Origin of the sequence: Enterobacter cloacae complex sp. P1B (assembly GCF_014982345.1) — a bacterium.
Classification (GTDB): domain Bacteria; phylum Pseudomonadota; class Gammaproteobacteria; order Enterobacterales; family Enterobacteriaceae; genus Enterobacter; species Enterobacter bugandensis.
On the sequence record NZ_JADCLF010000004.1, the window covers coordinates 54,466 to 77,459 of the forward strand.

Annotated in this window: 16 protein-coding genes; 7 read left to right on the forward strand and 9 right to left on the reverse strand. The window is 56.7% G+C overall.

All coding sequences use genetic code 11. The features are described from left to right. The first annotated feature begins 1 nt into the window (after position 1). From mukF to INF77_RS03215, 6 genes are all read left to right on the forward strand, one after another. Entirely contained in the window at positions 2-1,324 is a 1,323-nt protein-coding gene (gene mukF / locus INF77_RS03190) for a chromosome partition protein MukF (protein ID WP_041910621.1), read from the forward strand. After that, positions 1,305-2,009, forward strand: coding sequence for a chromosome partition protein MukE (mukE, locus tag INF77_RS03195; protein ID WP_008499954.1), 705 nt, complete (start codon positions 1,305-1,307; stop codon positions 2,007-2,009). The genes mukF and mukE overlap by 20 nt, the downstream gene beginning before the upstream one ends. Then, on the forward strand, positions 2,009-6,460 hold the full coding sequence (mukB, locus tag INF77_RS03200; protein ID WP_045630028.1) for a chromosome partition protein MukB: 4,452 nt from the start codon (positions 2,009-2,011) through the stop codon (positions 6,458-6,460). The genes mukE and mukB overlap by 1 nt, the downstream gene beginning before the upstream one ends. Before the next feature lie 178 nt (positions 6,461-6,638). After that, complete coding sequence (ldtD, locus tag INF77_RS03205; protein ID WP_047368218.1) at positions 6,639-8,462, forward strand: L,D-transpeptidase; 1,824 nt, start codon at positions 6,639-6,641, stop codon at positions 8,460-8,462. A gap of 174 nt (positions 8,463-8,636) precedes the next feature. Continuing rightward, positions 8,637-9,188, forward strand: a complete 552-nt coding sequence (locus INF77_RS03210; protein WP_028012580.1) for a YcbK family protein — start codon at positions 8,637-8,639, stop codon at positions 9,186-9,188. 20 nt (positions 9,189-9,208) lie between these two features. Further along, complete coding sequence (locus INF77_RS03215) at positions 9,209-9,856, forward strand: MBL fold metallo-hydrolase (RefSeq protein WP_049136519.1); 648 nt, start codon at positions 9,209-9,211, stop codon at positions 9,854-9,856. Between the two features lie 48 nt (positions 9,857-9,904). Here the strand turns inward: INF77_RS03215 and INF77_RS03220 are convergent, their stop codons facing one another. The 4 genes from INF77_RS03220 to pncB form a co-directional block, all read right to left on the reverse strand. After that, entirely contained in the window at positions 9,905-11,095 is a 1,191-nt protein-coding gene (locus INF77_RS03220) for an amino acid aminotransferase (protein WP_116340932.1), read from the reverse strand. A gap of 184 nt (positions 11,096-11,279) precedes the next feature. After that, positions 11,280-12,386, reverse strand: a complete 1,107-nt coding sequence (locus tag INF77_RS03225) for a porin (RefSeq protein ID WP_041910616.1) — start codon at positions 12,384-12,386, stop codon at positions 11,280-11,282. Positions 12,387-12,991: 605 nt separating this feature from the next. Continuing rightward, the gene (gene asnS, locus INF77_RS03230; RefSeq protein ID WP_193532702.1) at positions 12,992-14,392 is read right to left on the reverse strand and encodes an asparagine--tRNA ligase; all 1,401 of its coding nucleotides are present in this window, start codon (positions 14,390-14,392) and stop codon (positions 12,992-12,994) included. A gap of 167 nt (positions 14,393-14,559) precedes the next feature. Then, complete coding sequence (gene pncB, locus INF77_RS03235) at positions 14,560-15,762, reverse strand: nicotinate phosphoribosyltransferase (RefSeq protein WP_045630030.1); 1,203 nt, start codon at positions 15,760-15,762, stop codon at positions 14,560-14,562. Between the two features lie 254 nt (positions 15,763-16,016). Here pncB and pepN point away from each other — a divergent pair, with 254 nt between their 5' ends. Then, a complete protein-coding gene (gene pepN, locus INF77_RS03240; RefSeq protein WP_193532703.1) occupies positions 16,017-18,629 on the forward strand; it encodes an aminopeptidase N in 2,613 nt (870 codons plus the stop codon). A gap of 100 nt (positions 18,630-18,729) precedes the next feature. Here the strand turns inward: pepN and ssuB are convergent, their stop codons facing one another. From ssuB to ssuE, 5 genes are read right to left on the reverse strand one after another with little or no spacing between them, the layout of a single operon-like run. After that, a complete protein-coding gene (gene ssuB, locus INF77_RS03245) occupies positions 18,730-19,500 on the reverse strand; it encodes an aliphatic sulfonates ABC transporter ATP-binding protein (protein WP_193532704.1) in 771 nt (256 codons plus the stop codon). Continuing rightward, positions 19,497-20,288 carry an aliphatic sulfonate ABC transporter permease SsuC gene (gene ssuC, locus INF77_RS03250; RefSeq protein ID WP_028012588.1) on the reverse strand — a complete coding sequence of 264 codons (792 nt, stop codon included), beginning with the start codon at positions 20,286-20,288 and terminating at the stop codon, positions 19,497-19,499. Before ssuC ends, ssuB begins: the two co-directional genes overlap by 4 nt. A gap of 9 nt (positions 20,289-20,297) precedes the next feature. Beyond that, entirely contained in the window at positions 20,298-21,443 is a 1,146-nt protein-coding gene (ssuD, locus tag INF77_RS03255) for an FMNH2-dependent alkanesulfonate monooxygenase (protein ID WP_150143247.1), read from the reverse strand. Then, positions 21,440-22,402 carry a sulfonate ABC transporter substrate-binding protein gene (locus INF77_RS03260; RefSeq protein WP_028012590.1) on the reverse strand — a complete coding sequence of 321 codons (963 nt, stop codon included), beginning with the start codon at positions 22,400-22,402 and terminating at the stop codon, positions 21,440-21,442. The genes ssuD and INF77_RS03260 overlap by 4 nt, the downstream gene beginning before the upstream one ends. Next, on the reverse strand, positions 22,395-22,970 hold the full coding sequence (gene ssuE / locus INF77_RS03265) for an NADPH-dependent FMN reductase (RefSeq protein WP_088204950.1): 576 nt from the start codon (positions 22,968-22,970) through the stop codon (positions 22,395-22,397). Before ssuE ends, INF77_RS03260 begins: the two co-directional genes overlap by 8 nt. Positions 22,971-22,994 lie beyond the last annotated feature (24 nt).

A 22,994-nucleotide genomic window follows, 5' to 3' on the forward strand; every position in this document is an offset into this window, starting at 1 on the left:
TATGAGTGAATTTTCCCAGACAGTCCCCGAACTGGTTGCCTGGGCCAGGAAAAACGATTTCTCCATCTCGCTGCCGGTAGACAGACTCTCTTTCCTGCTGGCGGTTGCCACGCTGAACGGCGAACGGCTGGATGGTGAAATGAGCGAGGGTGAACTGGTGGATGCGTTCCGCCACGTCAGTGATGCGTTTGAGCAAACCAGCGAAACCATTAGCGTGCGCGCCAATAACGCAATCAACGATATGGTGCGTCAACGTCTGCTGAACCGCTTTACCAGCGAGCAGGCGGAAGGAAACGCCATCTATCGCCTGACGCCGCTGGGCATCGGCATCACCGACTACTACATTCGCCAGCGCGAATTTTCCACGCTGCGTCTCTCCATGCAGCTCTCGATCGTGGCGGGTGAGCTTAAACGTGCCGCCGACGCGGCCGATGAAAACGGTGACGAATTCCACTGGCACCGCAACGTTTACGCGCCGCTGAAATACTCGGTGGCCGAGATTTTCGACAGTATCGATCTCACTCAGCGTCTGATGGACGAGCAGCAGCAGCAGGTGAAAGACGATATCGCGCAGCTGCTGAACAAAGACTGGCGTGCGGCCATCTCCAGCTGTGAACTTTTATTGTCAGAAACCTCCGGTACGCTGCGTGAGCTGCAGGATACGCTGGAGGCCGCAGGGGACAAGCTGCAGGCCAACCTGCTGCGCATCCAGGACGCGACCCTGGCGCACGACGATCTGCATTTTATCGACCGTCTGGTGTTTGATCTGCAGAGCAAACTTGACCGCATTATCAGCTGGGGCCAGCAGTCGATCGATCTGTGGATCGGCTATGACCGCCACGTGCATAAATTTATCCGTACCGCGATTGATATGGATAAAAACCGCGTCTTTGCTCAGCGTCTTCGTCAGTCGGTACAGACCTACTTTGATGCACCGTGGGCGCTGACCTATGCCAATGCCGATCGTCTGTTGGATATGCGCGACGAAGAGATGGCGCTGCGCGATGAAGAGGTCACCGGTGAACTGCCGCCGGATCTGGAGTACGAAGAATTCAACGAAATTCGTGAGCAACTTGCGGCGATGATCGAAGAACAGCTCGCCGTCTACAAAACCAGACAAGCGCCGCTGGATCTTGGGCTCGTGGTGCGCGACTATCTGGCGCAATATCCGCGCGCGCGCCACTTCGACGTTGCCCGCATTGTGGTAGACCAGGCGGTGCGCCTGGGTATCGCGCAAGCAGACTTCACCGGACTGCCGCCGAAGTGGCAGCCAATTAACGATTACGGAGCCAAGGTACAGGCGCATGTCATTGACAAATATTGAACAAGTGATGCCAGTTAAGCTGGCACAGGCGCTGGCGAATCCGTTATTTCCGGCGCTGGACAGCCAGCTGCGTGCCGGTCGTCACATTGGCCTGGACGAGCTGGATAATCACGCCTTTTTGATGGACTTCCAGGAGTACCTGGAAGAGTTTTACGCCCGCTATAACGTGGAGCTTATCCGCGCGCCGGAAGGCTTTTTCTATCTGCGCCCGCGTTCCACGACCCTGATCCCGCGCTCCGTGCTCTCCGAGCTGGACATGATGGTTGGCAAAATTCTTTGTTATCTCTACCTCAGCCCGGAACGCCTGGCAAATGAAGGCATCTTCACCCAGCAGGAGCTGTACGATGAACTGCTGACGCTGGCGGATGAGAGCAAGCTGCTTAAGCTGGTGAATAACCGTTCGACGGGGTCGGATCTTGACCGTCAAAAATTACAGGAAAAGGTTCGCTCTTCCCTGAACCGTCTGCGCCGTCTGGGGATGGTCTGGTTTATGGGCCACGACAGCAGCAAATTCCGCATCACGGAATCGGTCTTCCGCTTCGGCGCCGACGTGCGTGCGGGCGATGATGCGCGTGAAGCGCAGCTTCGCATGATCCGCGACGGTGAAGCGATGCCGGTGGAAAACCATTTGCAGCTCAATGATGAGCATGAAGAGAATCTGCCGGATAGCGGGGAGGAAGAGTAATGATTGAACGCGGTAAATTTCGCTCACTGACGCTGATTAACTGGAACGGCTTCTTTGCCCGAACCTTCGATCTGGATGAGCTGGTCACGACGCTCTCCGGTGGTAACGGGGCGGGTAAATCCACCACCATGGCGGCGTTTGTAACGGCGCTGATCCCCGACCTGACGCTGCTTCACTTCCGTAACACCACCGAAGCGGGCGCGACAAGCGGCTCCCGCGATAAAGGCCTGCACGGTAAGCTGAAAGCGGGCGTCTGTTATTCCGTGCTGGACGTCATCAACTCCCGTCACCAGCGCGTGGTGGTGGGCGTACGTCTGCAACAGGTTGCCGGCCGCGACCGTAAAGTGGATATCAAACCGTTCGCCATTCAGGGGCTGCCAACCTCCGTACAGCCGACCGCGCTGCTGACGGAAACGCTGAATGAACGCCAGGCGCGCGTCCTGACGCTGCAGGAGCTGAAGGACAAGCTTGAAGCCATCGAAGGGGTGCAGTTTAAGCAGTTCAACTCGATTACTGACTATCACTCCCTGATGTTCGATCTGGGCGTGGTGGCGCGCCGTCTGCGCACCGCTTCAGACCGTAGTAAATACTACCGTCTGATCGAAGCGTCCCTGTACGGCGGTATCTCCAGCGCCATTACCCGTTCCCTGCGTGACTACCTGCTGCCGGAAAACAGCGGCGTGCGTAAGGCCTTCCAGGACATGGAGGCGGCACTGCGTGAAAACCGCATGACGCTGGAAGCGATTCGCGTTACCCAGTCTGACCGCGACCTGTTTAAACATCTGATCAGCGAAGCGACCAACTACGTGGCGGCGGACTATATGCGCCACGCCAACGAGCGCCGCGTCCATCTCGATCAGGCATTAGAATATCGCCGCGAGCTGTTTACCTCCCGTAAACAGCTGGTGGCCGAGCAGTACAAGCACGTCGAAATGGCGCGCGAGCTGGGTGAGCACAACGGTGCCGAGGGCGACCTGGAAGCCGACTACCAGGCCGCCAGCGATCACCTGAACCTGGTGCAGACCGCGCTGCGTCAGCAGGAAAAGATCGAACGCTACGAAGCGGACCTCGATGAGCTGCAAATTCGTCTCGAAGAGCAGAATGAAGTGGTGGCCGAAGCCGCCGAGATGCAGGAAGAGAACGAAGCCCGCGCCGAAGCCGCCGAGCTGGAAGTGGACGAGCTGAAAAGCCAGCTTGCGGATTACCAGCAGGCGCTGGATGTGCAGCAGACGCGTGCGATTCAGTACAACCAGGCGCTACAGGCGCTACAGCGTGCGAAAGAGCTGTGCCATCTGCCAGACCTGACGCCGGAAAGTGCCGACGAGTGGCTGGACACCTTCCAGGCCAAAGAGCAGGAAGCCACCGAGAAACTGCTCTCGCTTGAACAGAAAATGAGCGTCGCGCAAACGGCGCACAGCCAGTTTGAACAGGCTTATCAGCTGGTAGTTGCCATTAACGGCCCGCTGGCGCGTAGCGAAGCCTGGGACGTTGCCCGTGAATTGCTGCGCGACGGCGTCAACCAGCGCCATCTGGCCGAGCAGGTGCAGCCGCTGCGTATGCGTCTGAACGAGCTGGAACAGCGTCTGCGCGAGCAGCAGGAAGCCGAACGTCTGCTGGCCGAGTTCTGCAAGCGTCAGGGTAAACATTACGATTTCGACGAGCTTGAGGCCCTGCATCAGGAGCTGGAAGCGCGTATTGCGGCCCTGTCCGATACCGTATCAAATGCCAGCGAACAGCGTATGACGCTGCGTCAGGAGCTGGAGCAGCTTCAGTCCCGTTCGAAGGCGCTCCTGCAGCGTGCGCCGGTCTGGCTGGCAGCGCAAAGCAGCCTGAACCAGCTCAGCGAACAGTGCGGCGAGCAGTTCGAATCCAGCCAGGAAGTGACCGAATACCTGCAACAGCTGCTGGAGCGCGAGCGCGAAGCCATTGTTGAACGTGACGAAGTGGGTGCCCGCAAGCGTGACGTCGATGAAGAAATCGAGCGCTTAAGCCAGCCGGGCGGGTCAGAAGATCCGCGTCTGAACACCTTAGCCGAGCGTTTTGGCGGCGTACTGCTGTCTGAGATTTACGATGATGTTGGCCTGGACGATGCGCCGTACTTCTCCGCGCTGTACGGTCCATCCCGCAACGCAATTGTGGTGCCGGATCTGTCGCTGATTTCTGAGCAGCTCGCAGGGCTGGAAGATTGCCCGGAAGATCTCTACCTGATCGAAGGGGATCCGCAGTCGTTCGATGACAGCGTTTTCAGCGTTGACGAGCTGGAAAAAGCGGTGGTGGTGAAAATCGCCGATCGCCAGTGGCGTTACTCCCGCTTCCCGGAACTGCCGCTGTTTGGCCGCGCCGCGCGCGAAAGCCGCATCGAAAGCCTCCACGCCGAGCGTGAAACGCTGTCTGAACGCTTTGCTACTCTGTCGTTTGACGTACAGAAAACCCAGCGTCTGCACCAGGCGTTCAGCCGCTTTATCGGCAGCCATCTGGGCGTGGCGTTTGAAGCCGACCCGGAAGCGGAAATCCGCAAGCTCAACACCCGCCGTGGCGAGCTGGAGCGCGCGATTGCCAGTCATGAAAGTGACAACCAGCAGAGCCGCGTCCAGTTCGAACAGGCGAAAGAGGGCGTCGCTGCCCTTAACCGCATTCTGCCGCGCCTGAACCTGCTGGCGGATGACACGCTGGCCGACCGCGTGGATGAGATCCAGGAACGTCTGGATGAAGCCCAGGAAGCCGCGCGCTTCGTGCAGCAGCACGGCAACCAGCTGGCGAAGCTGGAGCCCGTCGTGTCTGTACTGCAGAGCGACCCGGAACAGTTCGAGCAGTTAAAAGAAGATTACGCCTGGTCGCAGCAGGTGCAGCGCGAAGCGCGTCAGCAGGCGTTTGCCCTGACGGAAGTGGTGCAGCGTCGTGCGCACTTCGGCTACTCCGATTCGGCTGAAATGCTGAGCGGTAACAGCGACCTGAATGAAAAACTGCGCCAGCGCCTTGAGCAGGCGGAAGCGGAACGTACCCGCGCTCGCGAAGCGATGCGCAGCCACTCCGCTCAGCTGAACCAGTACAACCAGGTACTGGCTTCGCTGAAAAGCTCCTTCGACACCAAGAAAGAGCTGTTAAACGACCTGCAGAAAGAGCTGCAGGACATTGGCGTTCGTGCCGACAGCGGGGCGGAAGAGCGCGCGCGCATTCGTCGTGATGAGCTGCATAGCCAGCTCAGCAATAACCGCGCGCGTCGTAATCAGCTGGAAAAAGCGCTCACCTTCTGCGAAGCGGAAATGGATAACCTGACCCGCCGCCTGCGCAAGCTGGAGCGCGACTATCATGAAATGCGCGAGCAGGTCGTGACGGCGAAAGCGGGCTGGTGCGCCGTGATGCGGATGGTGAAAGATAACAACGTTGAACGTCGCCTGCACCGTCGCGAGCTGGCATACCTTTCTGCCGATGAGCTGCGTTCGATGTCGGATAAGGCGCTGGGTGCGCTGCGTCTGGCGGTGGCGGATAACGAACACCTGCGCGATGTGCTGCGCATGTCAGAGGATCCGAAACGTCCTGAACGTAAAATTCAGTTCTTCGTTGCGGTTTATCAGCACCTGCGCGAGCGTATTCGTCAGGACATTATCCGTACCGACGATCCGGTCGAAGCCATCGAACAGATGGAAATTGAGCTGGGCCGTCTGACGGAAGAGCTGACCTCCCGCGAGCAGAAGCTGGCGATCAGTTCCCGCAGCGTGGCGAATATCATTCGCAAAACCATTCAGCGCGAGCAGAACCGTATCCGCCAGCTGAACCAGGGGCTGCAGAGCGTCTCGTTTGGTCAGGTCAACAGCGTGCGTCTTAACGTCAACGTGCGTGAAGCCCACGCGACGCTGCTGGAAGTGCTCTCTGAGCAGCACGAGCAGCATCAGGATCTGTTCAACAGCAACCGTCTGACCTTCTCCGAAGCGCTGGCGAAGCTGTATCAGCGCCTGAATCCGCAGATTGATATGGGCCAGCGTACGCCGCAAACCATCGGTGAAGAGTTGCTGGACTATCGTAACTACCTGGAAATGGAAGTTGAGGTAAACCGTGGTTCAGACGGCTGGCTGCGTGCGGAATCCGGAGCGCTGTCGACCGGTGAAGCCATTGGTACCGGGATGTCGATTCTGGTGATGGTGGTGCAGAGTTGGGAAGATGAAGCGCGCCGCCTGCGCGGGAAAGACATCTCCCCATGCCGACTGCTGTTCCTCGATGAAGCGGCGCGTCTTGATGCCCGCTCGATTGCCACGCTGTTTGAGCTTTGCGAACGTCTCGATATGCAGCTCATCATTGCGGCACCGGAAAACATCAGCCCTGAAAAAGGCACCACCTATAAGCTGGTGCGTAAAGTGTTCCAGAACAGCGAACACGTGCACGTTGTCGGGCTGCGTGGCTTTGCGCCGCAGCCGCCGGAATCATTGCCGGAAACCACGGCGGACGCTTCCTGAGGCGTTTTGTTACAAAGAGCGGCGCAGAAGCGCCGCTTTTTTTATTCTCTTAACTTGTGTTCAGGGCTGCGTTATCTTTAAACTTCTTTACATAAGGTAAGGCAACAGAGTTGTCGTCTACCTATAATAAAAGAAAGCCCCACCGTGATGGGCATGTCGTGAAAACAGGGGGCAAGGGATGTTGCTAAAGAAAGAATGTGGTCGTCAGCTGTCAGCGCTGAGTTTATGTCTGGCAGTGATGTTTGCTCCACTGTTAACCGCCCAGGCCGACGAGCCTGAAATTGTGCCGACTGACAGCACCGCAACGACAGGCGCGCAGCCGACGTCATTGTCTCAGCCGCTGGAACAGTCTACGGCAACGGCCATCATGGCCGGGATTAAGCCGCTGCCGGAAGGCATCGACGTTGAATCGCTCAGCCAGCAGCTCCAGACAGGCCTGCCTTCAGGCTACACGCCTGCCTATATCAATCAGCTCACGCTGCTTTATGCTGCCCGCGATATGAAACCCATGTGGGAAAATCGTGAAGCCGTGCGCGCCTTCCAGCAACAGCTGGCGGAAGTGGCGATTGCGGGATTCCAGCCGCAGTTTACGAAGTGGGTTGAGCTGTTAACCGATCCTGCCGTCACCGGTCAGGCGCGGGACGTGGTCCTTTCCGATGCCATGATGGGCTACCTGCAGTTTGTGGCGGGTATTCCGGTCAATGGCAACCGCTGGCTGTACAGCGATAGGCCCTATAAGCTGGCGACGCCAGCCCTGTCGGTGATTAACCAGTGGCAATTAGCGCTGGATAACGGCGACCTGCCGCGCTTCATTGCCAGCCTCGCGCCGGCGCATCCACAGTATGCCACGATGCACCAGTCGCTCCTCGCGCTGGTGGGGGACTCGCGTCCATGGCCGCAAATGCGGGGGACCGCAACGCTGCGTCCGGGTCAGTGGAGCAGCGATGTGCCAGCCCTGCGCGAGATCCTTAAACGCTCCGGTATTCTTGATGGCGGGCCGAAGATTGCCCTGCCGGGCGACGATCCGCAAAGCGCGGTGGTCAGCCCGTCAGCGCCCGTAAAAGAGAACAAGGCCACTACCCTGCGCAATAAGCCCGAGGCTTACGATCGTGAGCTGGTCGCCGCGGTTAAACAGTTCCAGGCCGCTCAGGGGCTGGGAGCCGATGGTGTCATTGGATCCTCAACGCGTGACTGGCTTAACGTATCGCCTGCGCAGCGGGCCGGGGTGCTGGCGCTTAATATTCAGCGTTTGCGTTTGCTGCCGGGCACGCTGTCTACCGGCATTATGGTCAATATCCCGGCCTATTCACTGGTTTATTATCAGGATGGTAGCGAGAAGCTGGCCTCGCGCGTGATTGTCGGGCGTCCGGATCGCAAAACGCCGATGATGAGCAGCGCGTTAAATAACGTGGTAGTTAACCCGCCGTGGAACGTGCCGCCGACGCTGGCGCGTAAGGACATTCTGCCTAAGGTCTGGAACGATCCGGGTTATCTGGAACGTCACGGCTATACGGTGATGCGCGGTTGGAACAGTAAAGAGGCGATCGATCCTTATATGGTCGACTGGTCGACAATCACGGCGTCCAATCTGCCGTTCCGCTTCCAGCAGGCTCCCGGGGCGCATAACTCGCTGGGGCGCTACAAATTCAACATGCCAAGTTCAGATGCTATCTATCTGCACGATACGCCGAACCACAATCTGTTCCAGAAAGATACCCGGGCACTGAGTTCAGGCTGCGTGCGCGTGAATAAAGCCTCGGAGCTGGCCAACATGCTGCTGCAGGATGCGGGCTGGAACGATACGCGTATTTCTGACGCCCTGAAGCAGGGTGATACGCGCTACGTGAATATTCGCCACAACATTCCGGTTAATCTTTATTATCTGACAGCGTTTGTGGGTGAAGACGGTCGCACGCAGTACCGTACAGATATTTACAATTATGATCTCACCGCGCGATCCGGCGCACAAATTTTGCCAAAAGCGGAACAATTAATCAGGTAAATGAAGTAGTTCGGGAAAAATGATTGTCGTAAGTTATGGTGAATCGGGGCCAATATCGCTGTAAGCCGCGTATTCACTGGGGTTGGGCGCCTTGACGTACTCTGTTTTGCCAGTTAAGGTGCCCTTCGTGCGCTAAGCATATTACGATTTCCTTGACCTGTAGACCTGATTATCATGGACAAATTTGACGCTAATCGCCGCAAGCTGCTGGCGTTAGGTGGTGTTGCGCTTGGCGCAGCGGCCATCTTACCGACGCCAGCATTTGCCACCCTCTCGACACCTCGTCCGCGCGTTTTAACGCTCAGCAATCTTCACACCGGTGAGTCGCTAAAAGCGGAGTTTTTCGATGGCAGAGGCTATATTCAGGATGAATTAGCAAGACTCAACCATTTTTTCCGTGATTTCCGCGCGAATAAAGTAAAAGCCATCGACCCAGGACTGTTTGATCAGCTTTTCCGCCTTCAGGGCCTGCTGGGCACCAGCAAGCCAGTGCAGCTTATTTCTGGTTATCGCTCAATTGATACCAACAATGAACTGCGCGCCCATAGCCGTGGGGTAGCGAAAAAAAGCTACCACACGAAGGGACAGGCAATGGATTTCCACATTGAAGGCGTTTCGTTAGCCAATATTCGCAAAGCCGCGTTATCTATGCGCGCGGGTGGTGTAGGATATTACCCACGTAGCAACTTTGTGCATATTGATACCGGGCCGGTTCGGCACTGGTAATAACGAAACACAGGAGCAGTATGAACTATCGTATTATTCCGGTTACCGCGTTCTCCCAGAACTGTTCATTAATCTGGTGCGAGCAAACCAAACTGGCCGCGCTTGTCGATCCCGGCGGTGACGCTGAGAAAATCAAGCAGGACGTTGCCGACAGCGGCGTGACGCTGATGCAGATTTTACTGACGCATGGTCACCTCGACCACGTAGGCGCAGCGGCTGAACTGGCTAAACACTACGGTGTGCCGATTATTGGCCCGGAAAAAGAAGATGAGTTCTGGCTGCAGGGGTTACCCGCCCAAAGCCGCATGTTTGGCCTTGATGAGTGTCTGCCATTGACGCCCGATCGCTGGCTGAACGAAGGAGAGCGCGTTAACGTAGGGAATGTGACTTTACAGGTGTTGCATTGTCCTGGGCATACGCCAGGCCATATCGTCTTCTTTGACGACCAGTCCCGTCTGCTGATTTCCGGCGATGTGATTTTCAAAGGGGGCGTAGGACGCAGCGATTTTCCGCGCGGCGATCACGGGCAGCTGATTCAGTCGATCAAACAGAAGTTATTGCCGCTGGGTGATGACGTAACGTTTATCCCTGGACACGGTCCGATATCGACGCTGGGCTATGAACGGCTCCATAACCCGTTCCTTCAGGATGAAATGCCTGTCTGGTAACCAGCATAAAAAAAGCCTGCTTAACGCAGGCTTTTTTGTGGGCGCAAATTACAGGACGGCGACAATCGCTTCGCACAGTGGCGCCATGTTGTCAGGGGTCATGCCTGCAACGTTTACGCGGCCAGAGGCTACGGCGTATACGCCAAACTCTTCACGCAGACGCAGAACCTGCTCTTTGGTCAGGCCGCTGAACGAGAACATACCGTTCTGTTTGATAATGAAGCTGAAGTCGCGGTCAGCGCCTTTCTCAGCCAGGGTGTTCACAAACAGCAGGCGCATGCGCTGGATACGCTGACGCATATCGTTCAGCTCTTGTTCCCAAATCGCGCGCAGCGCATCGTTGCTCAGAATGGTCGCAACAACAGACGCACCGTGTGCCGGCGGGTTAGAGTAGTTAGCGCGGATAACGGACTTCATCTGGCTGAAAGCGCGATCGGCGGTCTCATCGTTAGCCGCAACCAGCGTACAGGCGCCTACACGCTCATTGTACAGACCAAAGTTCTTGGAGTAGGAGCTTGCAACGATCAGCTCCTGATGCACGGCTGCGAACGCGCGCAGGCCTTCGGCATCTTCTTCCAAACCGCGGGCGAAGCCCTGGTAGGCAAAGTCAAACAGCGGCAGCCAGCCTTTCTCAACGGACAGCTTCGCCAGGTGTTCCCACTGCTCAAGCGTTGGATCGATACCGGTTGGGTTGTGGCAGCAGCCGTGGAACAGCACCACGTCACCCGCCTGCGCTTCGCTCAGGCTTGAGAGCAGGCCGTCAAAGTCGAGAGCGTGGTTTGCCGCATCGTAGTAAGCATATTCGCGCACTTCCAGGCCCGCAGAGTTAAAGACGCTCTTGTGGTTCGGCCAGCTTGGATTGCTCACCCATACGCGCTTCACAGAGGTGTTTTTCGCAAGGAAATCCGCCGCCACGCGCAGCGCGCCGGTACCGCCAGGGGTCTGTGCTGTGCGGGCACGTTTGTCACTCACAATTGCGCTGCCTTTACCGAACAGCAGCTCCTGGGTGCAGCGACCAAATTCAGGGATACCATCAATACCGAGGTAGTTTTTGGTGGTTTCATTTTCCAGCAGATACTGCTCAGCTTTCTTAACGCTGGTCAGTACCGGAGTTTTGCCGGTTTCATCTTTATATACACCAATACCCAGGTTGATTTTGCCAGGGCGGTCGTCGGCACGAAACAGATCGGCCAGGCCCAGAATAGGGTCGGCAGGAGCGGCGGTAATGTTCTCAAACATGACGAAGTTCCATTGTGATTACAGAAGTGAAATCCGCTATCAGGTTAACGGTAGATTTACAAAATGCCAACCGTTTGCGACGAAAAGCGTGCGGCTTTTCAAAAGTCGCCATTATTTTCTGTCAGGCATAAAAAAACAGGGCCGAAGCCCTGTTCATTATGCATATAACAAAGTGGTGTTCTGATTAGAACTGGTAGGTTACACCCACAGCAGCCATATCGTCGTTGCCGTTCAGACCGCCAACTGCTTTCGCGTAGTCGGTGTCTTTATCCAGCAGGTTGATGTAGTAGTCAGCCCACACGTTGAAGTTTTTGTTGAAGTAGTAAGTGGTACCAACCTGGATGAATTTAGCCAGGTCTGCATCGCCACCGCTGAAGCCGCCGACGGCAGCCAGGTCTTTACCTTTGGTCTGCACGTAGGAGATTGCTGGACGCAGGCCGAAGTCGAACTGGTACTGAGCAACCACTTCGAAGTTCTGAGTTTTGTTAGCAAAACCTGCATCACCGCTAGAACCGGTACGGGTGGTGTTACGGGTTTCTGCATAGGTAGTTGCCAGGTAGAGGTTGTTAGCGTCGTATTTCAGACCCACGCCCCATGCTTCAGCTTTATCACCCTGGCCATCAGCTTTCTGGTTCAGAGTACGGTTAGCGTTGCTGTAAGATGCGATTGCACCGAAGCCTTCGCCGAAGTCGTAACCCAGTGAGTAACCTACGCCGTCACCGTTAGAGGTTTTAACGTCAGCACGGTCATTTTTACCCTGGTACTGTACGCCCAGGCTCAGACCGTCAACCAGACCGAAGAAATCGCTGTTACGGTAGGTCAGCAGGCCGGTGCTGCGGCTGGTCATAAAGTTATCAACGTAGTTACCGCCCCAGGTCATACCGGAGAAGGACGGCGCCATATCGGTGTATGACTCAACGTCGTATACGATACCGTAGTTACGACCGTAGTCGATGCTGCCAGCGTCGCCCGCTTTCAGACCAGCAAAGGCCAGACGGTTTTTGTTAGACTGAGCGGTGTTCTCAGCCTGGTTAGCCATGAAGCGGTATTCCCACTGGCCGTAACCGGTCAGCTGGTCGTTGATCTGAGTTTCGCCTTTGAAACCGATCTGCGCGTAGGTAGCGTCGTTATTGTTAGTGTCATCGCCGGAGGTCACGAAATCGTGCTCGGCGTTAACTTTACCGTAGAAGTCCAGTTTGTTGCCGTTCTTGTTATAGATTTCTGCAGCGTTAGCTGCACCGGCTACCAGCAGGGCAGGGATTACCACTGCCAGAATATTGCGCTTCATCATTATTTATTACCCTCATTGGTTTTTTTATGACACTCGCCACTGCCGTCAATAAATTCTGTCAATAAATATTTCCGGAACTATTGATGAGAGTTTGGTGTCTTTATGTATCTGACAGGCATCTTTCCATTCACCGAAGCGTTTCGCTAGCCTGAAAGTGCTACAATTCTCAAGATTGAGTTACAGAAAGAAAATATGTGTAACTAAATGTGTATTTTTGGGAACTTTGTGAACCATCTCAAATTTCAGAACCCCCTGGCGAATTAAGCATCGGTTTGTTTCCTATATATATGAATTCCTTATGTTTAATTTGGATAAAGGCAATTCCTATAAACGAATGTTAAACGACTCGTTTTTTCTTATGACCCTAAAAAGACTTCTGGATGGCTGAAAAATTGGTTGAAATTTGTGCTATTACTTCAGAATGTAATAATCGCAATAAGAATGAGGTTAATTTTTTGTGGCTTGATATTTCGCGGAAACAAAACGTAACAGGTAGCGGTTGTGACGGGGTAGTGGTTTAAAAACGCTGACTTTACGCTGACAAAAACTGACAGGGCAGAATAAAATAATGGCCAGCAAATGCTGGCCATTGTCTGTTGCGTTGCTTAGAAGCTGGCGTTGCGTGGTGTACGCGGGAACGGAATTACGTCACGCACGTTCTGAACACCAGTAACGTAGGCGATCAGACGCTCGAAGCCCAGACCGAACCCAGCGTGCGGAACGGTGCCATAACGGCGCAGGTCGCGATACCAGCTGTAGTCCGCAGGGTTGAGCCCCATCTCTGCCATGCGCGCGTCAAGCACGTCCAGACGCTCTTCACGCTGAGAACCACCAATGATTTCACCGATGCCCGGCGCCAGTACGTCCATCGCTGCCACGGTTTTCCCGTCTTCGTTAAGGCGCATATAGAAGGCCTTAATGTCTTTCGGGTAGTTTTTAACGACAACCGGCGCTTTGAAATGTTTCTCGGCGAGATAGCGTTCGTGCTCAGACGCCAGATCGACGCCCCAGTAAACCGGGTTCTCAAACTTCTCACCGCATTTCTCAAGGATCGCTACCGCGTCGGTATAGTCCACCTGCGCAAAGTCGGCAGAGACGAAACGCTCCAGACGCGCTACAGCATCGCTGTCTACGCGTTCGGCGAAGAACTTCATGTCGTCAGGTCGCTCTTCCAGCACCGCTTTGAAGACGTACTTCAGCATCGCTTCTGCGAGACCTGCAATGTCATTCAGATCGGCAAACGCCACTTCCGGCTCCAGCATCCAGAACTCCGCCAGGTGGCGGCTGGTGTTGGAGTTTTCGGCGCGGAAGGTTGGGCCGAAGGTATAGATCTTAGACAGCGCACAGGCGTAGGTTTCGCCGTTGAGCTGGCCGGATACCGTCAGGAAGGCTTCTTTACCAAAGAAGTCTTTGTCGTAGTCGACTTTACCTTCCGGCGTGCGCGGCAGGTTTTCCATGTCCAGCGTCGAGACGCGGAACATTTCGCCTGCGCCTTCCGTATCGGACGCGGTGATCAGCGGGGTAGACACCCAGAAATATCCCTGCTCATCGAAGAAGCGATGCAGCGCCTGGGCCAGCGTATGACGCACGCGAGCCACCGCACCAATCAGGTTGGTACGCGGACGCAGGTGTGCGACTTCACGCAGGTATTCAATGCTGTGACGTTTTGCCGCCATCGGGTAGGTGTCCGGATCTTCAACCCAGCCAGTCACTTCAATGGCAGAGGCCTGGATCTCGAAACTCTGGCCCTGGCCCGGGGATGCCACAACCACACCGGTGACGATAACGGAACAACCCGTTGTCAGGCGCAGAACGTCATCATTGTAATTGGGCAGAGAATTATTAATGACGGCCTGTACAGGATCAAAGCAGGAACCGTCATAGACGGCAAGGAAGGAGATGCCAGCTTTAGAATCTCGGCGAGTACGCACCCATCCGCGCACGGTGACCTCCTGGTCAACGGCGACACGGCCCTGGAGTACGTCGGCTACAGGCACAACGCTCATAATATTCTCTCTGTTAATAGTCGGAAAAAATAAACACTTGTCCACCCCAAGACGGGGGGATATCTATGTTACCTGCCAACCGCTATCAGACAAGTAAATTTCGCAGTCAAAAGAGAAGAATTGAGAAATAAATAAGGGAAGGGAGCCCTGAAGGCTCCCGTAAGCGCTTAACTGGCTTTTTTGATCTGGGGGAGATCGAACGCTTTGCGCAATGCGCGAACAAACGCTTTGTCATGGCAGATGGTTTTACCCGGGCTGTCGGAGAGCTTAGCCACCGGCTTGCCGTTACATTCCACCAGCTTTATCACGATATTCAGAGGTTTTACCTGAGGAATGTCGCAGGTCAACCGGGTACCGATCCCGAAGCCCAGGTTAATTCTGGCATTGAAATGACGATACAGTTCGACGGCTTTTGCCAGGTCGAGATTATCGGAGAAGACCAGCACCTTGCTCATCGGGTCAATGCCGAGTTTTTGGTAATGAGCAATCGCCTTTTCGCCCCATTCAACCGGATCCCCTGAGTCGTGGCGTAACCCCTGGTAACGCTCAGCGAACTCGGGACCAAAGTCGCGCAGGAAGGCATCCATCGTAATACAGTCGGTCAGGGCGATCCCGAGTTGATTCGGGTACTCTTCAAGCCACGCAGCCAGCGCCGCACGCTGGCTGTTAGCCAGGTCCGGGCTAATTTGCTGATGCGCCTGGAACCACTCGTGCGCCTGAGTGCCCATTGGCGTCAGGTTGAGGCGACGCGCCAAATCGTAGTTGCTGGTACCCACGAACCACGGCTCCTGCTGCAGACGTTCAACGATAGCCTGCTGAACCTCGCGAGAGAAGCGGCGACGGGTACCGAAATCCATCAGGCGGAAGCGGGACATATCCAGCCCTTCGGTCAGCGTTGAGAATGCCTCAAGTTTGTTCTCCAGCGAGGCGACCGCCTGTTCGACGCCCGTTTCAGGCGAACGGTAGCGGTGAGCCAGCTCGCTGATGACGGCCAGAAGCGGCACTTCCCACATGATCACTTCCCGCCACGGACCTTCAAGACGAATATCCAGCTTGCCGTTCTCGTTGGTCACGGTGACCTGTTCAGGCTTATAGCGGAAGTCGCGCAGCCAGTTCAGATAGTCCGCTTTAAAGAAAGGCAGGCCAGAAAGCCACTGATATTCGTCATCGGTGAGCGCCAGATGCTGCATCGCATCGACCTGTTCACGAATGGAGTCTGCGTAGATACCGAGCAAGTCGTCACCACGGCAGCGGAATTCCGCCGCGACGTGAACGTCATAGTAATGGTGGAAAACGGCTTGCTGCATATGCAGTTTATACGCGTCGGTATCCAGCAACGTATGCAGAACCGGAGAAGCGAATTGAGTCATAGGTGCGCTGTAGCATCCTCTCACGGGAGCGTTTAGTACAATAAACAACTCCGGAGTATACCTTGTTTAGTGATTTATTGAACCCCGATCACAACATAAGCACACTTTATGGTCGAGAGCATTTCGTGCCCCGTGTTATACAAATGTAGCGAAAAAGGTGTTTAAGCCTGAAAAGATGAACATTCTGCATAGCGCGTTTTACGCAACAGGAATATATTGAAACGTTACTCGACAAACGATGCATAAGGTTTTCTATGACACAACAGCCACAAGCCAAATACCGCCACGACTACCGTGCGCCGGAATACCTGATTAGCGATATCGACCTGACTTTTGACCTGGATGCCACAAAAACCGTTGTGACGGCGGTAAGCCAGGTGACGCGCCACAGCGCGACTGCCGTACCGCTGCGTCTGGATGGCGAAGACCTGACGCTGGTCTCCCTGCACATTAACGATGAAGCCTGGTCAGATTATAAAGAAGAAGGCAACCAGCTGGTCATCGACAACCTGCCGGAACGCTTTACGCTGCGCATCGTGAATGAAATCAGCCCTGCCGCCAACACGGCGCTGGAAGGGCTCTACCAGTCAGGCGTGGCCCTGTGTACCCAGTGTGAAGCCGAAGGTTTCCGCCACATTACCTGGTACCTGGACCGCCCGGACGTGCTGGCGCGCTTTACCACCAAAATCATTGCCGATAAAACCCTCTATCCGTTCCTGCTCTCCAACGGTAACCGCGTGGGTGAGGGCGAGCTGGAAAATGGCCGTCACTGGGTGCAGTGGCAGGATCCGTTCCCGAAACCGTGCTACCTGTTTGCGCTGGTGGCGGGTGATTTCGACGTGCTGCGCGATACCTTCAAAACCCGCTCTGGCCGCGAAGTGGCGCTGGAGCTGTTCGTTGACCGCGGCAACCTTGACCGCGCGCCGTGGGCGATGACTTCACTCATTAACTCCATGAAGTGGGATGAAGAGCGTTTCGGCCTCGAATACGATCTCGACATCTATATGATCGTCGCCGTCGACTTCTTCAACATGGGCGCGATGGAGAATAAAGGCCTTAACATCTTTAACTCCAAGTACGTGCTGGCGCGTACAGATACCGCCACCGATAAAGACTACCTCGATATCGAACGCGTTATCGGCCACGAGTATTTCCATAACTGGACCGGTAACCGCGTCACCTGCCGCGACTGGTTCCAGCTGAGCCTGAAAGAGGGGCTGACCGTCTTCCGCGATCAGGAGTTCAGCTCCGATCTGGGCTCGCGGGCGGTCAACCGCATCAACAACGTGCGCACCATGCGCGGCCTGCAGTTTGCGGAAGATGCCAGCCCAATGGCGCACCCGATCCGTCCGGATAAAGTCATTGAAATGAATAACTTTTACACCCTGACGGTGTACGAGAAGGGCGCTGAAATTATCCGCATGATCCACACCCTGCTGGGTGAAGAGAATTTCCAGAAAGGGATGCAGCTTTACTTCGAACGTCACGACGGCAGCGCGGCTACCTGCGACGACTTCGTGCAGGCGATGGAGGACGCGTCCAACGTTGATCTTTCTCACTTCCGTCGCTGGTACAGCCAGGCCGGGACCCCGATTGTCACCGTTAAGGACGACTACAACCCGGAAACCGAGCAGTACACTCTGACCATCAGCCAGCGCACGCCGCCAACCGCCGAGCAGGAAGAAAAATATCCGCTGCACATTCCGTTCAGCATTGAGCTGTACGACAACGAAGGCAACGTCATCCCGCTGCAGAAGGGCGGCCACCCGGTGCACCACGTGCTGAACGTGACCCAGGCAGAGCAGACCTTTATCTTCGATAACGTCTACTTCCAGCCGGTGCCTGCGCTGCTGTGCGAGTTCTCCGCGCCGGTGAAGCTGGAGTACAAGTGGAGCGACCAACAACTGACGTTCCTGATGCGTCACGCCCGCAACGATTTCTCCCGCTGGGACGCGGCGCAGAGCCTGCTGGCAACCTACATCAAGCTTAACGTGAACCGTTACCAGCAGGGCCAGCCGCTGACGCTGCCGGTGCATGTGGCAGACGCGTTCCGCGCCATCCTGCTGGATGAGAAGATTGACCCGGCGCTGGCGGCTGAAATTCTGACGCTGCCGTCCGCGACTGAAATTGCGGAGTTGTTCGACATCATCGACCCGATTGCCATCGTGGCGGTGCGCGAAGCGCTGACCCGCACGCTGGCGACCGAACTGGCGGATGAATTCCTGGCGCTCTACAACGCTAACAAGCTTGACGCGTATCGCGTGGAGCATGCGGATATCGGCAAGCGTACCCTGCGCAATACCTGCCTGCGCTATCTTGCGTTTGGTGAGGCCGAACTGGCGAACACGCTGGTGAGCAAGCAGTATCACGAAGCGGATAACATGACTGATGCGCTCGCGGCCCTGGCAGCAAGCGTTGCCGCTGAACTGCCGTGCCGCGATGCGCTGATGCAGGAGTATGACGACAAGTGGCACCAGGATGGTCTGGTGATGGACAAGTGGTTTATTCTGCAGGCGACCAGCCCGGCGGCCGATGCGCTTAGTAAGGTTCGCAGCCTGCTGAAGCACCGTTCGTTCACCATGAGCAACCCGAACCGCGTTCGCTCGCTGATTGGCGCATTTGCCAGCAGTAACCCGGCCGCGTTCCACGCCGAAGACGGCAGCGGATACCAGTTTATGGTGGAAATGCTGACCGAGCTGAACAGCCGTAACCCGCAGGTGGCGTCGCGTCTGATAGAGCCGCTGATCCGTCTGAAACGCTACGATGAGAAGCGTCAGGCGAAGATGCGCGCCGCGCTTGAGCAGCTGAAAGGGCTGGAAAATCTGTCTGGCGATCTGTACGAGAAGATTGCTAAGGCGCTGGCCTGATGTAAAAAAGCCCGGTGGCGCTACGCTAACCGGGCCTACGTGGGTGCGCGGGGCATCGGTTTTCTCCCTCTCCCTGTGGGAGAGGGCCGGGGTGAGGGCATCAGGCATTGGCCTTTATCCGCTGAATCTCCGCTTCCCCACGTTTCATCACCCGATTCAGCACTTCGGCTTCCAGCTCCGCCAGTCTCGCCGAGCCCACGCGACGAGGCCGCGGGATGTCCACCGTCAGATCCAAACCGATTTTCCCGTCTTCTATAAGCAATACCCGGTCCGCCATCGCCACGGCTTCGCTGACGTCATGCGTCACCAGCAGTACCGTAAAGCCGTGCGCCTGCCAGAGGGATTCAATAAGATCCTGCATTTCTATCCGCGTCAGGGCATCAAGAGCGCCGAGCGGCTCATCAAGCAGCAGCAGGCCGGGACGGTGAATCAACGCTCGCGCCAGCGCCACGCGCTGCTTCTGGCCGCCCGACAGCGCCGCAGGCCATTCACCTGCACGGTTTTCCAGCCCGACGGCGGCCAGCGCCTGACGGGCCTCATCCCGCCAGTTGCCTTTGAGCCCCAGCCCGACGTTATCAATCACCGTTTTCCACGGCAGAAGGCGCGCATCCTGAAACATCATGCGCGTATCGTCCTGAATATTGGCCAGCGGCGTGGTTCCTGCCAGAATCTCTCCTCCGTTGGGGGCTTCCAGCCCGGCTAAAAGACGCAGGAGCGTGCTTTTTCCGCCGCCGCTGCGCCCGACTACAGCCACAAACTGGCCGGCGGGAATGTGCAGATCCAGCCCGTTAAGAATGGTGTTTTCGCCGTAGCGTTTGGTTACGCCGTTCAGCAGCAGCGGCGTGCCCTGATTTAGTCGTGCGGTATTCATGCTTTCGCCTCCTGAAGGGTATAGGCCGGGTTCCAGCGCAGCCAGCTGCGCTCCAGCCACTGTGCGCTGACGTCGGCGAGTTTGCCGAGCAGTGCATACAGAATGATGGCGACCACCACCACGTCCGTTTGCAGGAATTCGCGGGCGTTCATCGCCAGGTAGCCAATACCGGAGTTGGCTGAGATGGTTTCCGCCACAATCAGCGTCAGCCACATCAGGCCGAGCGCAAAGCGCACCCCGACCATAATGGAGGGCAGGGCGCCCGGCAGAATCACGTGAGCAAAGAGGGAAAAACCCGATAAGCCGTAGCTGCGCGCCATCTCCACCAGACCGCGATCGATATTGCGGATGCCGTGCCAGGTGTTGATGTATATCGGGAACAGCGTGCCCAGCGCCACGAGGAAGATTTTGGCGCTCTCATCGATCCCAAACCACAAAATGACCAGCGGGATCAGCGCCAGATGCGGCACGTTGCGCAGCATCTGGATGGAGGTATCCAGCAGCCTTTCCCCCCAGCGTGAAAGGCCGCTGATCAGACCCAGCACCAGACCGATGCTGCCGCCGATGGAAAACCCAATCACCGCGCGCCAGGAGCTGATCGCCAGATGTTGCCACAGCTCTCCGCTGACGCTCAGCGACCAGAACGCTTCGATAACGCCCTCCGGAGAGGGCAAAATGCGGCTCGACAGCCAGCCGGTGGTCGACGCAAGCTGCCAGAGCGCCACGATGCCAACGGGCAAAAACCACGGGGCGGCGCGCAGCAGCCATTTTTGTGAGGTGGCAGACATGGTCACTCCTTAGCTCTGTGCGGCTTTGCGCGGAATAAACTCGTTTGCCACGGCTTCGCCCTGCAGCTGGAGCCGCTGCGGCTGCGGAATTTCCGGAACGGCGACATCCAGATGCGGGAATAACAGCTCGCCCACCCTGTAGGCCTCTTCCAGGTGCGGATAGCCGGAGAGAATAAAGCTGTCGATGCCCAGGTCAGCGTATTCATTAATACGTGCAGCCACGGTTGGCCCGTCGCCGACCAGCGCCGTGCCCGCGCCGCCGCGTACCAGACCCACGCCCGCCCACAGGTTCGGGCTGATTTCCAGATTCTCGCGCTTGCCGTTGTGCAGAGAGGCCATGCGGTGCTGCCCGACGGAGTCGGTTTTGGCAAACGCAGCCTGCGCCTTCGCAATGGTCTCATCGTCCAGATGGGAGATCAGACGGTCTGCCGCCTGCCAGGCTTCTTCATTGGTTTCGCGCACAATCACGTGCAGGCGAATCCCGAAGCGCACCTTGCGGCCATGGGAGGCGGCTTTGGCGCGGACCTGGGCAATTTTCTCTTTCACCAGCTCGGGCGGCTCGCCCCAGGTCAGATAGAGATCGACCTGCTCGGCGGCCAGATCCTGGGCCACATCCGACGATCCGCCAAAATAGAGCGGAGGGCGCGGCTGCTGCACCGGCGGGAAGTAGAGCTTCGCGTCGCGAACGTGAATATGCTTACCTTCAAAGGTGACGGTTTCGCCTTCCAGCAGGCGTCGCCAGACGCGGGTAAATTCGGCGGAGGCTTCATAGCGCTCGGTATGGTCGAGGAACACGCCGTCACCCGCCAGCTCCTGCGGATCGCTGCCCGTCACCAGGTTAAACAGAGCGCGGCCGTTGGAGAGCCTGTCAAGCGTTGCTGCCTGACGCGCCGCCACGGTGGGTGAAACGACGCTCGGACGCAATGCAACCAGGAATTTAAGGCGCTGGGTGACCGGGATCATCGACGCGGCCACCAGCCAGGCATCCTCGCACGAGCGTCCGGTCGGGATCAGCACGCCGGTAAAACCGATTCGGTCCGCCGCCTGGGCAATCTGCTGAAGATAGCCATGGTCAACCGGGCGCGAGCCCTCTTCTGTACCAAGATAGTGTCCATCACCGTGGGTGGGTAAAAACCAGAAAAGATTCAGACTCATGATTTAGCTCCTTCTTTGCCAGCGGGCTGCCAGATGCGTTCGCGAATATCGACCTGTTTTGGTACCAGGCGGTTTTGATAGAAGAGGTCAGCAGTCTGTTGCTGAAGCGCGGCGACGTGTGCGTCGACAGGCGCAATGGTGGTGGGCGGACGGTGACTGAGGTAGCTCGCGATCACCGGCTCAGGTAAGCCCATGGTTTTTGCCAGCAGGGCGATGCTCGCCTGACGCTGGCTCTGGGTCAGGGCATCTGCCTGCGTAAAGGTATCCAGTACGCCCTGAATAAACGCGCCGTTTTTTTCGGCGTAAGGGCGTGAGGCGAGGTAGAACGAACCGGTTTGCTTCAGCGTGGTACCGTCTTTCAGCACCCGTACGCCACCCTGCAGTAATGCCGCGGAGTAGTACGGATCCCAGATAGCCCAGGCATCAACGTTCTTCTGCTGGAACGCGGCGCGCGCGTCGGCGGGCGTCAGGTAAACGGGCTGAATGTCGGTGAACTTGAGCCCGGCTTCCTGTAAGGCGCGCAGCAGCAGGTTGTGCGAGCTGGAACCTTTCTGGAAAGCGACCTTACGCCCTTTAAGGTCGGAGACGCTTTTAATGTCACTGTTTTCAGGTACCAGGATGACTTCGGCTTTCGGCTTAGCGGGTTCTACACCGACGTATACCAGGTCTGCCCCGGCAGCCTGAGCGAAAATAGGCGGGATGTCGCCCGTACTGCCCAGATCGATACTGCCGACGTTCAGGGCTTCAAGCATCTGCGGCCCTGCCGGGAACTCCACCCATGAGAATTTGGTGTCCGGGAAGCGTTTTTCCAGCAGCTGGTGGCTTTTTGCCAGCACCATACTGACGCTGCCTTTTTGGTAGCCAATCCGTAAACTGTCCGGTGCGGTTTCTGCGGCATGTGCCAGCGCGGTAAACGCCATCAGGCCAGCCAGTCCGAGGCGGGTTAAGGTTTTAAACATGTGCGACTCCCTGCAGCGGATTAAAAGAAGGAACCTGGATATCCCGGCGATGCAGCGCGTGCCAGAAAGTTTCCAGCGAGGCATCAAGGCGCGTTTGCAGATTCGGCGTGAAGTGCGGCTTATGCTGGTAGTCAATGACCTGCGAATCATCCGCGAAAACGCCGTGAAGGATCTCCTGCGCCTTCAGGGCGTTCAGCACCGGCTTCAGGGCGTAATCTACCGCCAGTAAATGGGCCACCGTGCCGCCCGTTGCCAGCGGCAGAACTACTTTGCCGTCCAGTGCGCGCTCGGGGAGAAGATCGAGCAGCGTTTTCAGCGCGCCCGAAAAAGAGGCTTTATAAATCGGGGTCGCAACGATGAGGCCGTCCGCTTCCTTGAGCTGCTCAGTGAGGGTTTTCAGCGCGGGGCTGTCGAAGCGGGCATACAGCAAATCTTCAGGTTCGAAGTTATGCAGATTCCAGTGGCACACTTCCACGTCCAGGGCATTGAGCTTGTCGCGGGCATATTCCAGCAGGGCGCTGGAACGCGAAGGGAATCGTGGACTTCCGGCCAGGGTAATAACGCGCATACTTCCTCCTTATAACTAATTGTT